This is a genomic window from Marinoscillum sp., assembly GCF_965229915.1.
GTDB lineage: Bacteria > Bacteroidota > Bacteroidia > Cytophagales > Cyclobacteriaceae > Marinoscillum.
Genome location: NZ_CBDDJZ010000001.1, coordinates 2342384 through 2362417, shown reverse-complemented (window position 1 = coordinate 2362417; position 20034 = coordinate 2342384). Strand labels below are relative to the sequence as shown.

20 protein-coding genes and 1 pseudogene are annotated in these 20034 nt (G+C 43.6%); 8 read left to right on the top strand and 13 right to left on the bottom strand.

Translation table 11 applies throughout. From position 1 onward, the window contains the following. Positions 1–8 precede the first annotated feature (8 nt). From ACO067_RS10215 to ACO067_RS10200, 4 genes are read right to left on the bottom strand one after another with little or no spacing between them, the layout of a single operon-like run. Positions 9–824, bottom strand: coding sequence for a DUF4097 family beta strand repeat-containing protein (locus ACO067_RS10215; RefSeq protein WP_421873699.1), 816 nt, complete (start codon positions 822–824; stop codon positions 9–11). A gap of 32 nt (positions 825–856) precedes the next feature. Next, positions 857–1702, bottom strand: a complete 846-nt coding sequence (locus ACO067_RS10210; RefSeq protein WP_421873698.1) for a hypothetical protein — start codon at positions 1700–1702, stop codon at positions 857–859. Between the two features lie 21 nt (positions 1703–1723). Then, positions 1724–2509 carry a HEAT repeat domain-containing protein gene (locus ACO067_RS10205; protein WP_421873696.1) on the bottom strand — a complete coding sequence of 262 codons (786 nt, stop codon included), beginning with the start codon at positions 2507–2509 and terminating at the stop codon, positions 1724–1726. A gap of 2 nt (positions 2510–2511) precedes the next feature. Next, the gene (locus ACO067_RS10200) at positions 2512–3090 is read right to left on the bottom strand and encodes an RNA polymerase sigma factor (RefSeq protein ID WP_421873694.1); all 579 of its coding nucleotides are present in this window, start codon (positions 3088–3090) and stop codon (positions 2512–2514) included. 262 nt (positions 3091–3352) lie between these two features. On the opposite strand from ACO067_RS10200, the gene ACO067_RS10195 reads away from it, so the two are divergent. Both ACO067_RS10195 and ACO067_RS10190 read left to right on the top strand, forming a co-directional pair. Next, on the top strand, positions 3353–5368 hold the full coding sequence (locus tag ACO067_RS10195) for an alpha amylase C-terminal domain-containing protein (protein WP_421873692.1): 2016 nt from the start codon (positions 3353–3355) through the stop codon (positions 5366–5368). A 74-nt stretch (positions 5369–5442) separates the two neighbouring features. Next, positions 5443–5670: pseudogene (locus tag ACO067_RS10190) on the top strand (Txe/YoeB family addiction module toxin); the annotation flags it as partial. Here the strand turns inward: ACO067_RS10190 and ACO067_RS10185 are convergent. The 4 genes from ACO067_RS10185 to ACO067_RS10170 all read right to left on the bottom strand — a co-directional run bounded on the left by ACO067_RS10185 (position 5671) and on the right by ACO067_RS10170 (position 8304). Further along, positions 5671–6132: a DUF4268 domain-containing protein gene (locus ACO067_RS10185; RefSeq protein WP_421873690.1), complete on the bottom strand. Its 462-nt coding sequence runs from the start codon at positions 6130–6132 to the stop codon at positions 5671–5673. A 51-nt stretch (positions 6133–6183) separates the two neighbouring features. Next, positions 6184–6903, bottom strand: a complete 720-nt coding sequence (locus tag ACO067_RS10180) for a hypothetical protein (RefSeq protein ID WP_421873688.1) — start codon at positions 6901–6903, stop codon at positions 6184–6186. After that, positions 6900–8030, bottom strand: a complete 1131-nt coding sequence (locus tag ACO067_RS10175; protein ID WP_421873686.1) for a hypothetical protein — start codon at positions 8028–8030, stop codon at positions 6900–6902. The genes ACO067_RS10180 and ACO067_RS10175 overlap by 4 nt, the downstream gene beginning before the upstream one ends. 70 nt (positions 8031–8100) lie before the next feature. Beyond that, positions 8101–8304, bottom strand: a complete 204-nt coding sequence (locus ACO067_RS10170) for a hypothetical protein (protein WP_421873684.1) — start codon at positions 8302–8304, stop codon at positions 8101–8103. Between the two features lie 162 nt (positions 8305–8466). Here ACO067_RS10170 and ACO067_RS10165 point away from each other — a divergent pair, with 162 nt between their 5' ends. The 4 genes from ACO067_RS10165 to ACO067_RS10150 all read left to right on the top strand — a co-directional run bounded on the left by ACO067_RS10165 (position 8467) and on the right by ACO067_RS10150 (position 13696). Beyond that, the gene (locus tag ACO067_RS10165; protein ID WP_421873682.1) at positions 8467–9297 is read left to right on the top strand and encodes an endonuclease/exonuclease/phosphatase family protein; all 831 of its coding nucleotides are present in this window, start codon (positions 8467–8469) and stop codon (positions 9295–9297) included. Between the two features lie 13 nt (positions 9298–9310). After that, positions 9311–12232 carry an FAD-binding and (Fe-S)-binding domain-containing protein gene (locus ACO067_RS10160; RefSeq protein WP_421873680.1) on the top strand — a complete coding sequence of 974 codons (2922 nt, stop codon included), beginning with the start codon at positions 9311–9313 and terminating at the stop codon, positions 12230–12232. Between the two features lie 68 nt (positions 12233–12300). Then, on the top strand, positions 12301–12696 hold the full coding sequence (gene hepT / locus ACO067_RS10155) for a type VII toxin-antitoxin system HepT family RNase toxin (protein WP_421873678.1): 396 nt from the start codon (positions 12301–12303) through the stop codon (positions 12694–12696). 103 nt (positions 12697–12799) lie between these two features. Continuing rightward, a complete protein-coding gene (locus tag ACO067_RS10150; RefSeq protein WP_421873676.1) occupies positions 12800–13696 on the top strand; it encodes a patatin-like phospholipase family protein in 897 nt (298 codons plus the stop codon). Here the strand turns inward: ACO067_RS10150 and ACO067_RS10145 are convergent. Then, complete coding sequence (locus ACO067_RS10145) at positions 13680–13979, bottom strand: hypothetical protein (RefSeq protein ID WP_421873674.1); 300 nt, start codon at positions 13977–13979, stop codon at positions 13680–13682. The two genes, ACO067_RS10150 and ACO067_RS10145, sit on opposite strands and share 17 nt — an antisense overlap. A 48-nt stretch (positions 13980–14027) precedes the next feature. On the opposite strand from ACO067_RS10145, the gene ACO067_RS10140 reads away from it, so the two are divergent. Beyond that, positions 14028–14801: an AMP nucleosidase gene (locus ACO067_RS10140; RefSeq protein WP_421873673.1), complete on the top strand. Its 774-nt coding sequence runs from the start codon at positions 14028–14030 to the stop codon at positions 14799–14801. Between the two features lie 125 nt (positions 14802–14926). Here the strand turns inward: ACO067_RS10140 and ACO067_RS10135 are convergent, their stop codons facing one another. Then, positions 14927–15796 carry a DUF4382 domain-containing protein gene (locus ACO067_RS10135; RefSeq protein ID WP_421873671.1) on the bottom strand — a complete coding sequence of 290 codons (870 nt, stop codon included), beginning with the start codon at positions 15794–15796 and terminating at the stop codon, positions 14927–14929. A 379-nt stretch (positions 15797–16175) separates the two neighbouring features. Here ACO067_RS10135 and ACO067_RS10130 point away from each other — a divergent pair, with 379 nt between their 5' ends. Then, positions 16176–16421, top strand: coding sequence for a hypothetical protein (locus ACO067_RS10130; protein ID WP_421873669.1), 246 nt, complete (start codon positions 16176–16178; stop codon positions 16419–16421). Here the strand turns inward: ACO067_RS10130 and ACO067_RS10125 are convergent, their stop codons facing one another. The 3 genes from ACO067_RS10125 to ACO067_RS10115 all read right to left on the bottom strand — a co-directional run bounded on the left by ACO067_RS10125 (position 16422) and on the right by ACO067_RS10115 (position 20033). Then, positions 16422–17762, bottom strand: a complete 1341-nt coding sequence (locus ACO067_RS10125) for a PhoH family protein (RefSeq protein WP_421873667.1) — start codon at positions 17760–17762, stop codon at positions 16422–16424. 85 nt (positions 17763–17847) lie between these two features. Then, complete coding sequence (locus tag ACO067_RS10120; protein WP_421873665.1) at positions 17848–18501, bottom strand: helix-turn-helix domain-containing protein; 654 nt, start codon at positions 18499–18501, stop codon at positions 17848–17850. Between the two features lie 11 nt (positions 18502–18512). Then, positions 18513–20033: a magnesium chelatase gene (locus tag ACO067_RS10115; protein ID WP_421873663.1), complete on the bottom strand. Its 1521-nt coding sequence runs from the start codon at positions 20031–20033 to the stop codon at positions 18513–18515. Between the last annotated feature and the right edge of the window lies 1 nt (position 20034).

The following is a 20034-nucleotide window of genomic DNA, read 5'->3' as shown; positions in this document are numbered from 1 at the left end:
CCGTTTCCTTATTTGCCTTTCCTAATAATGATGTTTCCATTCATGTTTTTGAAGGTATACTCTGGACCTCCACCGTTGATCTTTCCATAGACCCAGTTGTTGATAGACACTTCATATTCTCCATTCGCACGCTTCACGTTGGTTTTGGAGCGCTCCATATCCATATCAAAGTCTGTATATACATCACCCTGATCAGATCTTAGTTTTGCTGTGGCTTTGGTCGAAGCAGGAAGTGTTATATCCACATTGCCATTTAGCGTCACGAACGACATGGGCTCCCCTGCAGTCACTTTGCCAAGGGTCACTTTCACTTCACCATTCACGGTGTTGGCCACAACAGATCCGCTTACATTAGTCAAAGTAATTGACCCGTTAACACCCGATAGTTCCATTGCGCCATTCACTCCTGTGACTTCCACTACCCCGTGCACGGTGTGTAAGTCCAGGTTGGCGTTGGCTGGCACTTTCATGTCTATGTCTATGCGTCGTTTCCAGGATTCGCTATTGATGCGAATGTAATTGTCGCTCTCTTTGGCACTGAGGCCAACTGAGTTTACCGATACCTTCTTCATCCCCGGAGGTACGTTGCTGTCTTTCTCCGATTGGTGGAAGGCAGATTCACCACTTGATTTGGCGTTGATAATGACTTCTTTGCCTTCATAAGCGGTCACGCGTATATCTCCCTGTACCTGATCCAGTTTAATGGAGACCCTTTCGCCTGGTTTACTCAATGGCACAGTAAATTGCTCTGCAAAGCCATTGTCTTGAGCCATGGCTGCTGCTGCCACGAAGATGCCTAGTAGTATTGTTGCTAATTTTTTCATGTCTTTTATCTATTAAGATGAGCGTTGCTCGTTTATTGTCTTTTTAAGTAAATGTCCCCGTTGAGTGTCTCGAATGATAGTAAGGGGCCGTTTTGGCCGATTTCTATACCGAATGACTCATCGATCTTGTACACAGTAGATTCTCCGCGAGAAGAAGTTGATCTGGTCAGTTGAGGTTTTGTTGCCTCATAATCGAAAGCGGTGTAGAGGTTGCCATTCATGGTTTTAGCCTTGACTCTGGCATTCATTCGGTCCATGCAGTAGAGATTGATGGTCCCATTGATGGTTTTGAACCGTCCATCCGATGTTGGGTTTCGGGCAAAATAGATGTCGACATCTCCATTCACCGTACAGGCTGATTCTATCAGTTGGGCGCTTTTGATTAGCACATGACCATTCACGTTATTGGCAGAGATGGTGCCTGATATTCCTTCAACTATCACATCTCCTTTGTCTACAGTTTGTACGTTGAGGTTAGAATTTTGAGGGATTTTCAGTTCAAAATCAAAGACAAAATCATAGTCTTCTTTGTCTCGATGAAACCATCTACCATTCCGCTGACAACCGTTCCATTTGCTGCACATAAATGGCGCATCGATGTAAAGGATGATGGAATCATTTCGATTAATCACTTTCAGTTGGACTTCATTGATGCCTTCCTGTAAGTCACTATCTGAATCAGCTTCAATGGTTTTAACTACGCTGTATTGAATGGAACTGGAAGAGCTGTTGCTCACTTTGATTTCTCCAAAGATGTTATCAACTATGATGGTTTTTTGCTTTCCGTCCATTCTGATTGCATCAGAGATTTTTATTTCCTTTTTATGTTCCTGAGGCCACCCCATGGTGGTCATCAGGACGAGAATTAGTGTTTTCATTTTTGTCCTTTTAAGTTTTGATCAAATAGAGCGCAGCGTCTCTATGGTTGATTGTATTTTGGGTTTGATGCTTTCGTCCACTTCGCTGGATTCCAGCATTTCGCCAAACTTGTCCACCGCTGCTTTTTCTTGTAAAGCGACCATTGCATCTGCCAAGGCGACTTGCACCAGTGGAGATTGCTGTGCGCTGATGGAGCTGATCAGAGCTTCCCGAACTTCAGGAAGTTTTCCATAGGAGATCAATGCCTCCAGTGCAGCCAGTCGCACATTGATGCTTTCATCATGATTGAGGGTGGAGATCAATGCGTCAGTTACTCTGGAGTCGACTTTAGGTAGTTCCCTCGTGAGGTTGACTGCTTTGATTCGATCCTGAGCCTGAGGCTTTTCAATCATAGTGAGCATCAATAACTCCTTCATGTCCTGAACCTCTGCAGTAAGTTCATGGACGTTGCTGGATTCTCTTGGGATCAGAAATACTCCTATTACCAGACCCATTGCGAGCGAACCAAGACTGACTTGCCAGTGGAGACCGAACCAAGTAGTCAATTGATCTACTAGTGACGGTTTTCTGGATTCCTGTATAGCCTTTCCGAGCATGGATTCGAATCGTAGGTCCATTTCGGAGGAAGGCTCAGGCGTACTGATTTCTGCCATTTGCTGCCAAAGCGCCTCTTCTTTTTCTAACTCGTCAGCCAAAACCGGATGTACTTCGAGATAAGCTTCAAGCATTCTTTGTCGGTCTTCAGTAAGCGGACGCTCTAGGCGTTCTATCCACCATTCTGTTGCTAATTGGTCATTCAGTTCCATCCTTAAAGTCCATTTGTCTTTTTAGAAATATTTCCATCAAGCTTCAGGTAATTTTCCTTTAGTTCTTTCATGGTACGGTGCACGCGTACTTTGACAGCACTTTCAGAAATACCTAATAACTGTCCCACCTGCTCATAGCGCAGCTTCTGAAATCGAGTGAGCTCGATCAGTTCGCGCTTGTCAGCTGGTAATGCCTGAATCGCTCTGGATAAATTATTGAGCTCATCTGTTCGTTGCAGATGAACCTCCTTATTGTGTTCCTCCCCGAGCTGATCCTCCCAGGAGCTCATGTCATCTTGCCAGGCATACCGCTTGTTTTTCCGGAGAAAGTCCTTGTGTACATTCCGGCCAAGGTGAAAAGCCCAGGCTTCAAAATTTCCCGATTCTGAGTAGCTGTGCTTGTACTTGAGCATGCGCATGAAGACATTTTGCACCAGGTCTTCGCTAATAGCTACACTGTTGGTCATCCGGTAAAAGAAGCCAAACAGTCTTCTGCTGTAGCGTTTGTAAAGGAGTCCGAGTTGCTCCACATCCCCGGCCTTTACCTTGAGCATGAGTGCATGATCATCTAGTTGGTCCAATCGTCTTCAGGTTATGCATGGTCATCATTCGGGGAAACTCCGCCTTATGGGAGAGGTTACAAGAAAATTAGCAAAATCTTTTTGCGGAGTATCGGCTGACAACTGAAGGAATTGATGGATTAATTGAAAATATATACGAATGAAAAAATGGAATTGCCAATAAATTGAAAATATGTTAACAAAATGACGCTTTCATTAAAAATATTTGGTGGAAGTTGGGTCAGTGATTAACTTACATATCACATCTGAAGAATGAAGAAGTATGGCAACAAGTAGCATTCCTATTCTTGTTAAGAATGATCCTTGGTTAGAACCTTATGTTGGTGAAATCAATGATCGATTAAAACGCTTCAAAGACCGCAAAAAGGAACTTGAAAAGAAATATGGTTCGTTGGATGAGTTTGCCAAAGGATACGAGTTTCTCGGTTTCAACTATGACAAAAAGAAAAAGGGCTGGTGGTACCGTGAATGGGCGCCAGCTGCCGAATCGCTTCATTTGATTGGGGATTTCAATGACTGGAACAGGGAGTCCACTCCGATGACCAAAGGGGATGATGGTATTTGGGAGGTGTTCCTTTCCGATAAAGACTTTAAGGACAAGCTCGTGCACGAGTCAGCCCTGAAAGTACAGGTCAAGGGAGCGAATGGTATCCACGATCGGATTCCAGCTTATGCTAAATATGTGACTCAGGACGAAAAGACCTATGACTTTACCGCGCGACTATGGGATCCTGAGAAACCTTATAAATGGACCGACAAAAAATACGATGGGTCTGATGCTTACATAAACCCGTACATCTATGAGTGCCATGTGGGAATGGCTCAGGAAAAAGAGGGTGTAGGAACCTACAAGGAATTTGCTGATATCATCTTGCCAAAGATCCATGAGCAGGGTTACAATGCCATCCAGGTGATGGCTATCCAGGAGCATCCGTATTATGGATCTTTCGGTTATCACGTCAGCAATTTTTTCGCGCCGAGCAGCCGATTCGGCACACCGTATGACCTGAAGTATCTGGTTGATAAAGCACATTCTTTGGGTATTGCTGTAGTCATGGACATTGTTCATTCACATGCCGTCAAAAACCTGTCCGAAGGGCTCAATGAATTCGACGGATCAGATGATCAGTACTTCCATCCTGGCGGACGCGGTTTCCATACCCAGTGGGATTCCAAGCTGTTCAATTATGGTAAGGAACAGGTACTTCGGTTTTTGCTGAGCAATGTGAGGTATTGGCTGGAAGAGTTTCACATCGATGGATTCCGGTACGATGGGGTGACTTCCATGTTGTATTTCCATCATGGAGATATCAGTTTCGACCATTACGATAAGTACTTCAGAGATGTTGACTGGGACGTGCTCACCTATTTCCAATTGGCGAATACACTAATCAAAGAGATTAATAAAAGTGCAGTAGTCATAGCAGAAGACATGAGTGGGATGCCGGGTCTATGTAGGCCAGTAAAGGAAGGAGGCATGGGCTTTGACTTCCGATTAGCCATGGGAATTCCCGATTACTGGATCAAGGTGCTGAAACACAAAACAGACGAAGAGTGGAACATTCATGAGATGTGGGGAACTTTGACCAATAGGCGATTTGGAGAGCGAACGATCGCTTATGCAGAGTCACACGATCAGGCACTTGTGGGTGACAAGAGCATCGCGTTCTGGCTGATGGACAAGGAGATGTATACCCACATGCACAAGGATTATGAGAGCATGATCATCGATCGGGGGATTGCACTGCACAAACTGATTCGTCTATTCACGCTGGCACTTGGGGGTGAAGGTTGGCTCAATTTTATTGGGAATGAATTTGGTCACCCGGAGTGGGTCGATTTCCCAAGAGAAGGCAATGGTTGGAGCTATAAATACGCTCGACGACAATGGAACCTGCAGGAGCATCCAGATCTGAGGTATCAGTACCTGTACAACTTCGGAGCGGACATGGTGAAGATGGCCAAGAATCATGAGATCGTAGCGGCACTGCCAGCGCAGCAAGTCAATATGGACCCTGACAATAAGACCATCATTTTCGAACGCAACAATCTATACTTTGCCTTCAATTTCTCACCTACCAACTCAGTACCGGATTACCGCTTCAAGGTACCAAAGCCGGGGAAGTATAGAATCATATTAAACTCTGATAGCGCAGAGTATGGGGGCTTTGACCGAATAGATGACGAGATGGTCTACCCAACGGTAACGTTGTTTGGTGAGCACTTTCTAAGCGTGTACCTGCCGAGCAGAGTGGTGTTGGTGTTGGAGAAGCAGTAGAACCTTTTTCTTGTAAAAACGTTCGTTATTACGTTCGTTTACTGTTGTGAAGAGTCTAACAACCACAAGCCCAAAAGAACGCTAAAAAAGTGGCTTCATCTGGCCTAAAGTCTAAAGTTCAGGAACTACTAGTGATACTTCAAGAAAATCCTTTTCAAGATTATCCACCATACGAGAGCTTAAAAGGCGATTTGGTTGGTGCATATTCACGAAGAATCAATATTCAACATCGACTGGTTTACGAGGTAGTGCAAGAAGAAAAAGTCGTGAAAGTTTTGCGCATGTGGACGCATTATGAATAATCACCGCAACCCATCAAAAGCGTACTTTGCATTCTCCCAAAAAGCATCGAGGGCGATGATACGTGGCTTGAAAAAGGAAATCAAGTCCGACCAGAGGTCTCTATTAAAGACCGATTTGCCGGGGAGTTCTTTGTAGATCTGACTGATGATTTTAGCGTTTTCATCGGGCACATTAAGTTCCCACGCCCATTCTTCTTCTAGTTCTGCATGAAGTAGTGTCTTGAGTTGGAGAAACTGCTCAAAGAATAACTCCTGTATTTCTGGATCACGATGCTCCATGGTGATAGCAATCACTGCAGATTTTCGTTTGGTATCCATTCGGAAAAACACATCTTTAAGTCCGGTGTTGTAGTTGATCCAGTTGACAGATAGGAAGTCCGCAGAAGGCACGGGTTTCATGTACTGACCAAAAGTAGTCCAAAATTCCTCCTTAATGCGCGATGCTTCCTCCCGACTAAACATGCTGCAAATAAGCAATTGTTCAATCAATCAAAAAAACCGAAATATAACTGATTAACGAATGATAAATGTTTTTGAAGGCTGCTGCGTTTCTCTCAACTCCAGCCCATAACTGTTCAGAAGCGTAGAGCGGAGATTGCCAGATCGTTCTAGTTTGAAATCGAATCGTTTGTTTGGTAGATCCTGGTCACAGATGGTTACCCATTTTCTGAGTGGTTCCTCCAACCAATCACCTAAATCTTTCAGGCTGTACTTCACCAAGAAACTAACTCCTCCTTTGGTACTGGATGACTTAAGCATTCCCGGGTTGTTGGATTTTGTGGTTGCCTTCAATAGTTTTTTCTCGTCACTAACATGGAGGCATAGCAGATTTACCTCTCTGATCTCCTCCGTAAAGCTGAAATGGTAATGGTTGGCTAACTCAGTCAGAATCAAAGGCCATAGTTCTTGAAAGTTTTTCATTTCAGCTGAAATAGTGATCACTATTTTAGGGTTGGCTTTTAGTTCCTCTATTTGTACGAAAGCCTTAGCTGATTTTCCAAGTTTCTTAAGTGTTTCCGACAGACTATATCCACCAAACTCGATCATTTCAGGTCCAATACTTGAGAAATGGTCGTTATAATTATTTTCCAGAACTGATTTTAATGTTATCTGAAATTTAGGTTGGACAATAGCAATTGAATCTGAGGATTTCAACGCATATTTTTCCTCGTCATCTTGGCTGTAAGTTTGAATGACCAACAACAGTGCTATAATCGTAAGAAGTGGCTTCATGGCTTTAGATCTATTGAAACAATATAAGTATCCCCCGCTAGAACACTATCAATAATAGGATGAAGGTTTTCATAATCTGGAAGATTCAAGATGTTGTAGTTTTCACTATCAAGTATGCAGTACCACTTTCCAGTACCTTGCATAGATGGAAAGGGAAGAAGTAGTTGTTCGTCGTTGTAGCTCATGACCAGTTTGTCTATTGTGTAGTTGATAGAGTCTTCATGAGAGAAACTAAATTTTGTGGCCCCATTCATGATGAAACGGGTTCCAGAAGTGGGTCCATGCACCAGTCTCTTGTTATTGATTAATGCATATTTATTCAAAACATTCTCCAAAACCTGTTGTGGATTATCCAGATCGATCCCTTCAAGCTTAGACGGTGTTAATCCCTGTTGCACAAATCCTAAAGGTATGCGTTCAATAATGCCATCTTCATTGACGTGTGAATAGTAGGTGGTTAGAGGTGTATAGTAATCAAAACCCTCTTCAAGAATACTGATTGGGTCTGGAAAGTACCTCCAAACTCTTTGAATATTTCGCACAATAGTGAATGGAAAGAATTTATTCTGTACCTCGAATAAATCATTGGTGACAAGAACGTCATATTGATACGAAGAATCTTCATGGTTTTGTATCCGCTGATTTTTGAAGATTAAGTATCCGTCTTTATAGTTGTAAATTCTGTTGCAGTAAAAGTCAGCTGATTGATTATCAATTATTTGCCCGTCATCATCCACAAAGAAGAACATTTGATTGGCTGCATCATAGAAGAATACTGACCCGTCATTTGTGGAAGCAAGACAAACTGGTTGAATGGAATTGCCATTTTGAAGAATGTCACCTTGGAGTGTGCTTAACAAAGCGCCATTGAGATCGAAGATTTTAACGAACTCCATACTTCTATCTAGTATGAATAGTCGATTATCTAGTTCGAGTAGGTCATCCACCTTATTTATAAATGAGTTGAGCTTTACAAGCTGGCTGCTTTTGAATAAGTCTTCTACTGAGTATTCCTGAGGGTTTGAATTGTCAATGATTAATCCATTCGGAATATCCTGATTTGTCTGGCCACAAGACATGCAGAAAATGAACACACCGACTAGTGGGTATAGTTTAATCCTTTTCAAGTCTAGAATCATTGTCGCAAAATGAAAGAAGATTTAGATAGAACACAGTTCTATCTAAATCTCGTTTAGTTTATTCTGGATTTTTAACACATTTGGCATTAAAAATTCCGCACTTAGCGTAATATCCTTCTGCACATTCTACTGAAGTTCCCCATCCGATTCCCAGGATGGATATTTCACGGCTACATGAAGTAGCACCTTCATTAGCTGATACAGTGGAAAGAGCACCAACACTAAGCAGAACAATAGCCAGAGTAACTTTTAAGCGTTTCATTTTTTTAATTTTGGTTTAAATTAGAAAATAGTACAAAGAGCTCTATACGTTGTAAGTAAATAAAAACTGGATTTAAAAGCAATAGAGCAGTCTTTAAAAAATTATGAACAACGCTTGTTGCTGTTCAGGTAGTTTGCAGACTTCAATTAAAATTTTCAGTTTATGAAAAGACTAAGTTTTCTTTTGTTTTTAATAGTCACCATTTCAAGTATGGCTCAAGACCTCAAAGTGATGACCTACAACATTCGGCTGGACCATGCCGGGGATAATGAAAACAACTGGCACCACCGGAAGGATGAGCTGGTCAGGCAGATTCAGTTTTATGAACCAGACGTATTTGGTGTACAGGAAGCTTTACCGCAGCAGATGGATTATCTGGACTCAGCACTCGCTGCTTATGCTTACATTGGTGTGGGTCGTGATGATGGCAAGCGGGCAGGTGAGTTCAGTGCGGTGTTTTACAAAAAGGATATCGTGGACTTGGTGAAGGGTAGCACATTTTGGCTATCATCCTCTCCTGAAGAAGTAAGCAAAGGGTGGGATGCAGCATTGCCAAGAATCTGCACCTATGGATTATTTGAAAGGAAGTCAGATGGACAGCAGTTTTGGTTTTTCAACACGCACTTTGATCATGTAGGGAAGCAAGCACGTGTGGAATCGATGAAGCTAATACTGTCTCAGATCAAGGCAAAGAACTCTAAAAACCTACCCGTAGTACTAACCGGAGATTTGAACGTCACTCCTGACGAAGGTCCGATTATTGAAATGAAAAAAGTGCTGAAAGATTCGCGCGAAGCAGCTAATTTAGCATTCGGTCCGGATGCGACCTTTAATGGATTCAACTTTACCCAGGCACCCCAGCGCAGGATCGATTACATAGCGGTCAGTGAAGGAATCAAAGTGAACAAGTATGCGGTGCTAACCGACTCATTTGATCAAAAATACATTTCCGATCACTTCCCTGTTTTTTGTGTCCTGTCTTTGACGGATTGAGATATTGCGAGATATGAATTTTGAAGCGCTAAGGAAAAAGCTGGACGGAGAACTGTTCACTGATGAGACCACCAGGAGATTGTATGCCACGGATGCTTCGGCCTATCGGGAGATTCCCTTGGCGGTAGCCATACCTAAAACCAATGAAGACATTGTGGCACTTATCCAATTTGCGGATGAGTATAGCACCTCCATCATTCCAAGAACGGCTGGAACATCTCTGGCCGGTCAGGTAGTTGGCGGGGGTATCGTAGTGGATGTCTCCAAGCATTTCAATCAGATACTGGAAGTCAATGAAAAAGAAGGATGGGCCATTGTCCAGCCGGGAATTGTCCGTGATGACCTCAATGCTCAGCTAAAGCAATATGGCTATTTCTTCGCTCCCGAGACTTCCACTGCCAACCGAGCGATGATTGGCGGGATGATTGGCAATAACAGCTGCGGTGCCAACTCTGTGGTTTATGGGAGCACTCGTGAGCACTTGCTGGAAGTGGATGTAGTATTGGCAGATGGCAATCGGACCAGGTTTGCTCCTATGGATTTATCCGCTTTTTTAGCACGGGCTAATGGGATGAATACCTCTGGATTGTTAGAGGCAAGCATCTATTATGAGCTTCGAGAGATGTTGACCAACGAAGAGAATCGGCAAGCCATTCAGGAAGGTTTCCCCAAAGCCTCAGTACCAAGAAGAAACACTGGTTATGCACTCGATATTCTGTCGGACATGATCCCATTCAATGAAAGTGGCGAATTGTTCAACTTTAGCAAACTGATTGCCGGTTCGGAGGGAACATTGGCTTTCGTCACTGCAGCCAAAATCAAACTCAGTAATATAGCGCCTCCACATAAGCGGTTGGTGTGCATCCATTGTGAAACCATAGATGAATCACTTCGTGCCAACCTGGTGGTATTGAAACACAAACCGACGGCAAGTGAATTGATGGATCATTTCATCCTGGAGGCAACCAAAAGAAATCGAACCTATCGCGAATTTCGCTTTTTCGTAGAAGGAGATCCACAAGCCATTCTGGTGGCAGAATTAACATGTGAGTCTGAGGAGGAAGCGGATCAGGCGGCTGAGGCATTGGTCAATGATTTAAAAGCTGCCCAACTGGGATATTCTTTTCCAATTATCAAAGGCGATGACATCAAGAGAGTTTGGGGTTTGCGAAAAGCTGGATTGGGACTACTGTCCAACGTGGCGGGTGATGCCAAGCCCGCACCGGTGATAGAAGATACGGCAGTAGATGTGGAGGATTTGCCTGCCTACATTGCTGAGTTCAACGATATCCTGAAGAAACACGATCTCTTCTGTGTGCACTATGCACATGCTGGATCTGGCGAATTGCATTTGCGCCCAATTATCGACTTAAAGACCACAAAAGGAGTAGCTCTTTTCAGAACCATAGCGGAGGAAATTGCCACTCTGGTGAAGAAATACAAAGGTTCGCTTTCAGGAGAACATGGTGACGGTCGTTTGCGTGGAGAGTTTATTCCACAGATGGTCGGTGAACATAATTACAACCTCTTCAAGCAACTGAAGCAAACCTGGGATCCAAAGAACATTATGAACCCGGGTAAGATTGTGGATACACCTCCTATGGACACTAGCCTGCGATACGAAAAAGATCAGGAGACCCGTGAGTTTGAAACGATCCTGGACTTTTCAGATACCATGGGTTACTTACGTGCCGCTGAGCAATGCAATGGATCTGGTGACTGCCGGAAATCAGAAATCTCTGGAGGTACCATGTGCCCAAGCTACATGGCCACTCGCAATGAAAAAGAAACCACTCGTGCTCGTGCAAATATCCTGCGAGAGATGCTGACTCGATCGGAGCGTCCAAATCCATTTGCTCATGAGGAGATCAAAGAAGTCATGGACCTTTGTCTCAGCTGTAAGGGATGTAAGTCAGAGTGTCCGTCCAATGTGGATATGGGCAAACTCAAGCAAGAGTGGCAATACCAATATTATAAGGAAAAAGGGGTCCCCTTCCGCAACAAACTCATTGGGAATTTCAGTGGAGGGATGAAATTGGCAAAGATGGTGCCATGGGGCTATCGGTTGGCATTTAGCAATGATGTGACCGGCAATCTGGTCAAAGGGATCATGGGCTTTGCCAAAAAGCGCAGCATGCCAGAGCTCTCCAAAGTTACCTGGGAACAATGGTTTAAAAAGGAGTTTAAACCTTCAGCAACTCAGGGCAAGAAAGTTTACCTCTTCATTGATGAGTTGCTCAACTACAATGAGGCTGAAATCGGGATCACTGCAGTCAAACTCCTGGACAAGCTAGGCTATCAAGTAGAATATGTGAAGCACCAGGAATCAGGGCGAAGTTTTTTGTCTAAAGGGTTTTTGGAACAAGCCAGAGATTTGGCTAAGGCCAATGTGGCCGTTTTCAAGGATCTCGTTTCTCAGGACGTACCACTGGTTGGGGTAGAGCCTTCCGCTATTTTGACGTTTCGGGATGAGTATCCAGATCTACTACGCGAGGAGGAAAAGGAAGCGGCAAAATCGATCGCCGAGAATACTTATATGATCGAGGAATTTCTGGCCAAAGAGCTTGATGCTGGAAACATTGATCTTTCGCTATTCAACGAACAGAATCAGTTAATTAAGCTGCATGGCCATTGCCAGCAAAAGGCACTTTCTTCTTTGATTCCAGTCAAAAAGATATTGACCAGATTGGGAAGTAACCAGGTGCATCTGATACCATCTGGATGTTGTGGCATGGCTGGTTCATTTGGTTATGAAAAGGAACACTACGATCTGTCAATGAAAATAGGTGAGTTGGTATTATTCCCAACTGTACGCCAGCAGCCAGAGGAGGTGATCATAGCTGCAGCCGGAACAAGCTGTAGACACCAGATCAAAGACGGCACTTCCAGAAAGGCCAAGCATCCGGTGGAGATTCTTTGGGGGGCTTTGAAATAGCGGATTCTCAAAATTGGCGTAATTTAGCAACCCTTGAAAGCCGGAGGTATTAAAGAATTTTCAAAGTGATGGATGAAGTAATCAGTGGCAAAGTAGCGACAATTGAAAGCTGCCTGGTTTGGATCAAAAAGCAAAATCAATCAGCTGAATGGAAGGAAGATCAGTTGGTAAAGAGAGAGCTGTTACTCAACCTTGAAAAAGCATGTCAGGCCTCCATTGATTGCTCAGCGAAAATCATTGAACAGAGGAGTTTTACGGTGCCCAAACTTCCGAGAGAAAGCTTTTCCATGCTCGAAAGTATTGGCGTAGTAAGCGGTGACACGGTCAACAGCCTGAAGAAAATGTTGGCGATGCGTGGACTCATTTCACATGATGAAAACATCAAATCCACTATGTTAGAATCCATAATCATCAATGAAATAAGCTGCCTGGAAGATTTTTGCAAATCAGTTAAAAGAATCTAAAACCTGCACAACCTGCGTTTCATTTTCATTCCAATAAATTGGTATCTTCGTGTAAAAGGTATGCATGCCGAGTATTTTTTAAGCTTAATTAGTTGAATCACGCATGTCACAGAAAGTTGCTCTTGTTTTATCAAGTGGGGGAGCCAGGGGTCTGGCTCACATAGGTGTTATTGAGGCATTAGAGGCAGATGGCTATGAAATCACCTCCATCGCAGGCTCTTCTATCGGTGCTGTAGTGGGTGCCTTTTATGCGTGTGGCCGACTGGATGATTACAAAAAATGGGCGCTCAACCTGGACCGATACGATGTATTCAAACTCATCGATTTTACTTTTTCAGTACAAGGCTTCATCAAAGGGGAACGGGTTTTCAAGACTTTGCAGGAGTTCATTCCAGATCAGAGAATTGAGGAAATGAACATTCCGTTTGCGGCTCTGGTCACGGATATCAAAAGCAAGAAGGAGGAGGTATTTGATAAGGGGAGTATGTATGAGGCTATTCAGGCTTCTGTTGCTATACCCACGGTGATCAAGCCAGTGGTGAGGAACGGACGGGAATACATTGATGGTGGAGTGACCAACCCGATTCCCATAGACCATGTGAAGCGAACTCCTGGTGACCTCCTGGTGGTCTCTAATGTCAATGCCATTATCCCTTATCAAAAGAAGGTTAAAGACAAAAGAAAGGATTTAGCTGCGGAAGCTTCTTATAACCAGAAGATTCAGTCCTTTTTAAATGGCTGGAATAAATTTCTTCCTGGATCTACTGCTGAAAGCACTGAAAAGAAGCTAGGCTTTTTTGACCTGCTCAATGAATCCATTGACCTGATGCAGGACAGGTTGACGTCTTTACTTATGGAAAAACATCGACCGGATGTTTTAGTCAATATTTCGCGTGAAGCGTGTAGTACTTTTGAGTTTTATAAGTGCCGCGAACTCATCGAAGCTGGCCATGAAGCCTACCAGAAGACAGCTAAGCCAGCGCTTAATTCTGAGAGATAGACAATTTACTGGTCTCGTAGATCAGGATGTCTAGTAGTACATCGGTGAGCAACATCGACTTATGAAATGTTACCATCCCCAGATGGCGCCCTTGTAGGATTTTGCCGGTTTCCATCTGGAATGAAATACAGCTTACCTCCGCCTTATTGGACAGTCGCACAAAGCTCACCTGCATAATTGAATTGTTTTGACCGTCATCATATTGGCAGTTGAGTTTCCAGGTCAGGTCATCATTTGTCTCACAGATTTTGTTGAGCAAATTGACAAGTGTGATTTCATCCATCACTCTTAAGATAATGCATTTGTAGAATATTCACCAACTTTGCCTTTTATGAAGACAAAACAAGAAATAGTAGAAAACTGGCTGCCGAGATACACCGGTCAGGCATTGGAAGATTTTGGACAATACATTTTGCTTACCAATTTCCGCAATTATGTAAACATGTTTGCCTCCTGGAACAACGTGGAGGTGGTAGGTGTAGGTCACCCAATGCAGTGTGCAACAGCAGATGGCATCACCATCATCAATTTTGGAATGGGTTCGGCCAATGCGGCTACTATTAGCGATTTGCTAAGTGCGATCAATCCTAAAGCGGTCCTATTTCTTGGCAAGTGTGGAGGGCTTAAGAAAAAGAACGAGGTGGGAGACTTGATTCTCCCAATTGCCGGAATAAGAGGCGAAGGTACCTCCAATGACTACATGCTGCCTGAAGTGCCCGCATTGCCATCTTTCGCGCTTCAAAAGGCAATTTCCACCACCATTCGTGAGTATGGCCAGGATTACTGGACAGGCACTGTGTACACCACCAACCGCCGTGTTTGGGAGCATGATAATAAATTCAAAAAGTACCTCAAAAAAATCCGGGCAATGGCCATCGATATGGAAACGGCCACCTTGTTCACGGCCGCATTCGCCAATGAGATTCCTGTGGGAGCGTTATTGCTGGTTTCAGATATTCCAATGATACCGGAAGGTGTAAAAACCGATGAAAGTGATAAAAAAGTGAGTGCACAGTTTGTGGAACAGCACCTCAAAATTGGGATCGACTCTTTGCGACAGCTGATCAACAACTCTCAAACGGTCAAGCATCTGAAATTCGATTAGGTACTACAAGGACAGAGATTAATGTCGGTCAATCGTATCATGCAATGATGTGGGTGTATAAAAAACTAAACCCCGAGATAAATCTACCTCGGGGTTAGCAGTATGCTCACATAACACATGTAAGTCTATTCAGTAAATTTTAAAGTGTCTAGTTCGGTGGTTATGTCTACCATCACTTCCACGTCCATTGCAGAAGTACTATTTAAACCACTTTCTTCTGCTGGCACGGCGACTACACTGTACATGCCAGCGTCGAGCCGCTCTACCAGGAAAGAACCATTGTCTTCTGGCATGGTGGATACACTGTCTTCATCTGCATCAATGACATATACTACAGATGACACGCTATCTGGTGCCACTACACCTGAAATTGCGCCATATTCTGGCACGTCTACTTCCATCAGTTTCACTCGGATCACAGGTTTCAATAGGTATTTACCAGAGCCAGTGTGCACAATTGATTTGGCAGCATCAAAGTCAATAACTAACTCATAGTCTGCTCCCTCTTCAATATCACCATCTACTTTTACTTTCAATCCAGATGATTTACCGGAAGGGACGGTCATATCCAGCGTGTCACCGTCTACTACCACCTTATTATTATCACCAAGAATAAGTCTGACTTCTTCAAGATCTCCTACTTCAATGTCTACATCTGCCAGAACAGCTTCTGTCCCATTCTGAAGTTGCAAGATGTCATATACGGTTGGATCAATGTCTACATAAACCCATTCTCCTTCATCATCTAAAATCCGGCTATCAGTCTCATCTTCATTGTCTTCACCATCATCTTCATCGTTCTGGTCTTCTGTATCGAGTTTATATTCTACTCCTTGGACATCTATTAGCACTGCGTCGAAAGTTGCCGGATCATCTACCAAGCTGATTTTCATTGTGGCAGTTCCAGGAGTGTCCATTGAATCAGTGTTGGTATCATCACAGCTTGCCAGTGCCACTACGGCTGCCATTAGAATGGTTAATAACTTCAATTTCATAGCTTGTTGTTTTTGATTTAATGTCTCTAAGCGATAAAAAAAATAGAGCCCCGAGCGCCTTGCCTAAGCAAGTTTTGCCCGGAGCTACTATTACCACCTTGATGCTTTCTGTTTGGCAATGGTTGTGCCACTTAGCAGAAAGTGCCCTAATCAAGCTTAAATGAGGATTACAATGCCATCTGATGGGATCTTTTTTCTCTTTTTGAGAATGGAAAGGTCAGAATGAGAAGAAGCCAGCCTATGAGTATCTCTATTTATTCTTCGAATAGTTAAATCAATTGGTTAGATAAGTTCATTTTTACCATCTATCACGGAGTAGTTTGCGGATGTACGGTATTGATTGCGTCCTTACCATTGATCATCTTGAAAATAAAAAGTCATGATCAAGAAACATTTACAAACATTCGGAATGCTATTCATCTTTTCTCTGGCGTTGATAGCATGTGGGGAAGACGAGGACACTTCTGGAACAGATTGCTACACATGTGATGAATGCACCGGACAATTTGCCAACATCCTCAACGGTCGGGAGTATTGTGTAGACGGTTTTGACAACCGCTCAGACTGGGAAGCTAATAGAAATGCACAGGAAACGGATAGCGGTTGTACCTGTACTGATAGCTAATTAAAGCAGCTCATTTGCCAGATTGGCCAGGTCAGATCGCTCTCCTTTTTCCAGCGTGATGTGCGCATACATAGGGTGATCCTGTATCCGATCGATAAGATATGACAGTCCATTGCTCTGAGAGTCCAGGTATGGAGTATCAATCTGATAAATGTCTCCGGTAAATACAATCTTACAGTTTTCACCAGCACGAGTGATGATTGTTTTGATTTCGTGAGGAGTGAGGTTTTGAGCCTCATCCACAATAAAGAAGATATTGGACAAACTTCTGCCCCGGATATATGCCAAAGGAGTGATCATTAGTTTTTCCTGGTTCACCATGTCGGTGATGGCTTTAAACTCTTTGTCACTCTCTTTATACTGACTTTGGATGAGCTTCAGGTTGTCCCAAAGTGGTTCCATGTAAGGGTTTAGTTTGGATTTGATATCTCCTGGCAAGTAGCCAATGTCTTTGTTGCTTAGCGGCACAATAGGTCTGGCTAGATAAATCTGTTTGAAGTTTCGACGCTGCTCCAGAGCAGAAGCCAAAGCGATCAAAGTCTTTCCAGTACCGGCTACTCCATTGATGCTGACCAGCCGAATGTCTGGATTCATCATGGCATGTATGGCAAAGGTTTGCTCAGCATTGCGAGGTTTGATTCCATACACTGGCATCTTTTCCACTTTCTCAATGGTCTTCTCCTCCGAGTTGTATCGGGAGAGTACGGAGTTTTTCTCACTCTTTAGTATGTAGTAAGAGTTAGCCACGGCCTTTTTGCGAGCCAGCACATTCTTCTTATCAGTGGCTCCTTTTTTGAAGATATCATCAATGACATCCGAAGCAACGTCATCTAGCTCGTACTTTCCGGTGTGAAGAGTGCTGACGTTTTTGATCTTGCCGGTTTCATAATCCTCTGCCTGGATATCAAGACTCTTCGCCTTCAAACGCAGATTGATGTCTTTGCTCACCAGAATCACCTGTCGCTTCTTCTCTACCGCTTTCAGAGCCAGTGCTGCATTCAGGATGCTATGATCATTTTTACGCTCACCAAACACTTTATGTGCATTGACTTCACTATCGGTTTCCATGAGCACTTTGAACTTACCCTTGGTCTTGCCGTTCAGTGGGTTCCAGTCCTGCAGCATCTTGCCGGCGGCCAGTTTGTCGAGCAAGCGGGTAAACTCACGAGCTTCGAAGTTCTTAGTATCGTTCCCTTTTTTGAAGGTGTCAAGTTCTTCCAGGACAGTGATTGGGATGCCCACATCGTGCTCCGCAAAGTTGAGGATGGAGTCGTGAGCATATAAGATGACAGAGGTGTCTAAAACAAATATTTTTTTGTCCTTGGTGGTGGTTTTAGCCATATGAGAAAAGTCTTTGCAGTGAAAAAGGTGGCCTTATGTAATATTATCAATTTGTGGATAATATCACATTGAACACTCAAGAATTTCAGGAAAAATTATCCACAGCCATGTACCAGTCTTCCCGCTCTCTTGGAATGATTTTCAGCGTGTTTGCCAGTACCATTTGCACCATGGTGGAGGAGGCCGCTTTGTAATCCAGTCCGCTCATTTCGCGAAACTCATTGACCGTCACATGCTCATTGTCATGCAGGTAGTTGAACAGGAGTTTTTCGTTGGTTCCGTATTGGAAGTGCACATCATGAGGCGAGTTGTTGAACTTCAAAATTTTACGAATCTCAGGGCTGGCCTGAATGGATCGATCTTTCACCCTGACGAATGCTTTGCCGTACCGATGAAATTTCTTTTCGAAGGCATAATAGGGCTTTTTCTCACCTGGTCGGATGTAATAATGGAGGAGGCTTCTTTTTTCTGTCAAAGGGAATTCAGTGAAATCAAAATCAATATGTGGTCTACAGAGCTCCCGAATAGCCTTTTGTAGGATGTAGTCCTCTTCATCTGAATACTTACATCCGGCTATGGTGCCATCATCGTCCACTCCTACCAAAAGATGACCACCTTTAGTATTGGCGAAGGCTACTACTTCCCTGATAACTTTTTCCGGGTGGTTGATTTTGCGTTTGAACTCTACATATTCATTCTCACCGCCAAAGATCAACCGTTTGATCTCGCGCATTTCCATTGAACCTCCTGTTAATAGATGTCCTCATCGTTCGCGTCATCTTCCGGCATTGAAAACATGCTACTTAAAAGATCCTTGAATTGCATGCCACGCTCCAGTTTGTGCTTGCTGAGCATGCTGTACTCTGCCAATCCATGTAGTGCGAACTCCATCAAAAATAATTGGAATTCTTTGGATTGTTTACCATGCTGGTCAACGACTAGTTCTTTGAGCCCAGGTATTTGCATGAGCTCCGTCTCATAGCCTTTCGCATCGAAATCATGCAGCAGATCGATCATATTGCCTTTTTCAAACCAATCTGTAATTTCTTTATAAGGATTTTTCCCCTCCTTGTTTTTACGGAGTTGCTCGGGATCAGGAAAGTATTCGATAAATAGTTTCCTGATGGCTTTTCCGACTAGGTTTTGTGCTACGATTCCTGGTCCTTCCTGCTCGCCTTCATAGACCAGCTCCACTTTACCCGTTATTGCAGGCAATACACCTATCATGTCTGCTATTCGTACATGGGTAGCTTTTTCTGCATTGATCAATCTTCTGCGCTCGGCAGCACTGATGAGGTTTTCGTATGCTGAGATAGTCAGTCTTGCTGAGACACCGCTCTTGGCATCCACATACTCAGAATCACGAGCCTCAAAAGCGATCTGCTCTATGAGGTCTTTCATCAAGTCAAATACAATTACAGTGTCCTTTTGAACCGCTTCAAGATTAGCCTCTTGCTCAGTGATCTTTTTACCTATATCTATTGACTTTGGATAATGTGTGATGATCTGACTATCGATTCGGTCCTTTAATGGCGTGACAATGCTCCCTCTATTGGTATAATCCTCCGGGTTCGCCGTAAAGACAAACTGCACATCCAGCGGAAGCCTGAGCTTAAATCCACGAATCTGGATATCTCCCTCTTGTAGGATATTGAACAAGGCTACCTGGATTCTTGCTTGCAAATCAGGCAACTCATTAATGACAAAAATGGCACGGTGAGACCTGGGTATAAGTCCATAATGAATGACTCGCTCATCTGAGTAGGGCAGCTTGAGACTCGCCGCTTTAATTGGATCCACATCACCAATAAGATCGGCTATGGTCACATCTGGGGTAGCTAGTTTTTCGGTATAGCGTTCACTACGATGCATCCAGGTAATTGGCGTTTGATCACCATGCTCCTCAATCTGGTCTTTGCCATAGCGCGAAAGTGGCTTGAACGGATCGTCGTTTAGGTCCGAACCAGCTAATACTGGTATATACTCGTCCAGTAGATGTGTCATCATCCGGGCTATTCTTGTTTTGGCTTGCCCTCTTAGTCCCAGGAAATTGATGTTGTGTTTGGCTAAAATGGCACGTTCTATATCTGGGATTACCGTGTCTTCATAGCCCCAGATACCTTCAAATATATTTTTCTTAGCCTGTAGGTTCTTTATAAGGTTCTTACGTAGCTCCTCTTTGATACTGATCGGTTCGTAACTGGTGCTTTTCAGCTCTCCAAGCGTCTTTATCTTTAAAAGCTTGTCCGTAGGTATGTCGTAATAGTTCATT

Excerpts from the sequence above, each read along its gene's own strand:
- ACO067_RS10215 (WP_421873699.1), bottom strand. The coding sequence starts at position 824 with ATGAAAAAATTAGCAACAATACTACTAGGCATCTTCGTGGCAGCAGCA.
- ACO067_RS10210 (WP_421873698.1), bottom strand. The coding sequence starts at position 1,702 with ATGAAAACACTAATTCTCGTCCTGATGACCACCATGGGGTGGCCTCAG.
- ACO067_RS10205 (WP_421873696.1), bottom strand. The coding sequence starts at position 2,509 with ATGGAACTGAATGACCAATTAGCAACAGAATGGTGGATAGAACGCCTA.
- ACO067_RS10195 (WP_421873692.1), top strand. The coding sequence starts at position 3,353 with ATGGCAACAAGTAGCATTCCTATTCTTGTTAAGAATGATCCTTGGTTA.
- ACO067_RS10185 (WP_421873690.1), bottom strand. The coding sequence starts at position 6,132 with ATGTTTAGTCGGGAGGAAGCATCGCGCATTAAGGAGGAATTTTGGACT.
- ACO067_RS10180 (WP_421873688.1), bottom strand. The coding sequence starts at position 6,903 with ATGAAGCCACTTCTTACGATTATAGCACTGTTGTTGGTCATTCAAACT.
- ACO067_RS10170 (WP_421873684.1), bottom strand. The coding sequence starts at position 8,304 with ATGAAACGCTTAAAAGTTACTCTGGCTATTGTTCTGCTTAGTGTTGGT.
- ACO067_RS10165 (WP_421873682.1), top strand. The coding sequence starts at position 8,467 with ATGAAAAGACTAAGTTTTCTTTTGTTTTTAATAGTCACCATTTCAAGT.
- ACO067_RS10160 (WP_421873680.1), top strand. The coding sequence starts at position 9,311 with ATGAATTTTGAAGCGCTAAGGAAAAAGCTGGACGGAGAACTGTTCACT.
- hepT (WP_421873678.1), top strand. The coding sequence starts at position 12,301 with ATGGATGAAGTAATCAGTGGCAAAGTAGCGACAATTGAAAGCTGCCTG.
- ACO067_RS10150 (WP_421873676.1), top strand. The coding sequence starts at position 12,800 with ATGTCACAGAAAGTTGCTCTTGTTTTATCAAGTGGGGGAGCCAGGGGT.
- ACO067_RS10145 (WP_421873674.1), bottom strand. The coding sequence starts at position 13,979 with ATGGATGAAATCACACTTGTCAATTTGCTCAACAAAATCTGTGAGACA.
- ACO067_RS10140 (WP_421873673.1), top strand. The coding sequence starts at position 14,028 with ATGAAGACAAAACAAGAAATAGTAGAAAACTGGCTGCCGAGATACACC.
- ACO067_RS10135 (WP_421873671.1), bottom strand. The coding sequence starts at position 15,796 with ATGAAATTGAAGTTATTAACCATTCTAATGGCAGCCGTAGTGGCACTG.
- ACO067_RS10130 (WP_421873669.1), top strand. The coding sequence starts at position 16,176 with ATGATCAAGAAACATTTACAAACATTCGGAATGCTATTCATCTTTTCT.
- ACO067_RS10125 (WP_421873667.1), bottom strand. The coding sequence starts at position 17,762 with ATGGCTAAAACCACCACCAAGGACAAAAAAATATTTGTTTTAGACACC.
- ACO067_RS10120 (WP_421873665.1), bottom strand. The coding sequence starts at position 18,501 with ATGGAAATGCGCGAGATCAAACGGTTGATCTTTGGCGGTGAGAATGAA.
- ACO067_RS10115 (WP_421873663.1), bottom strand. The coding sequence starts at position 20,033 with ATGAACTATTACGACATACCTACGGACAAGCTTTTAAAGATAAAGACG.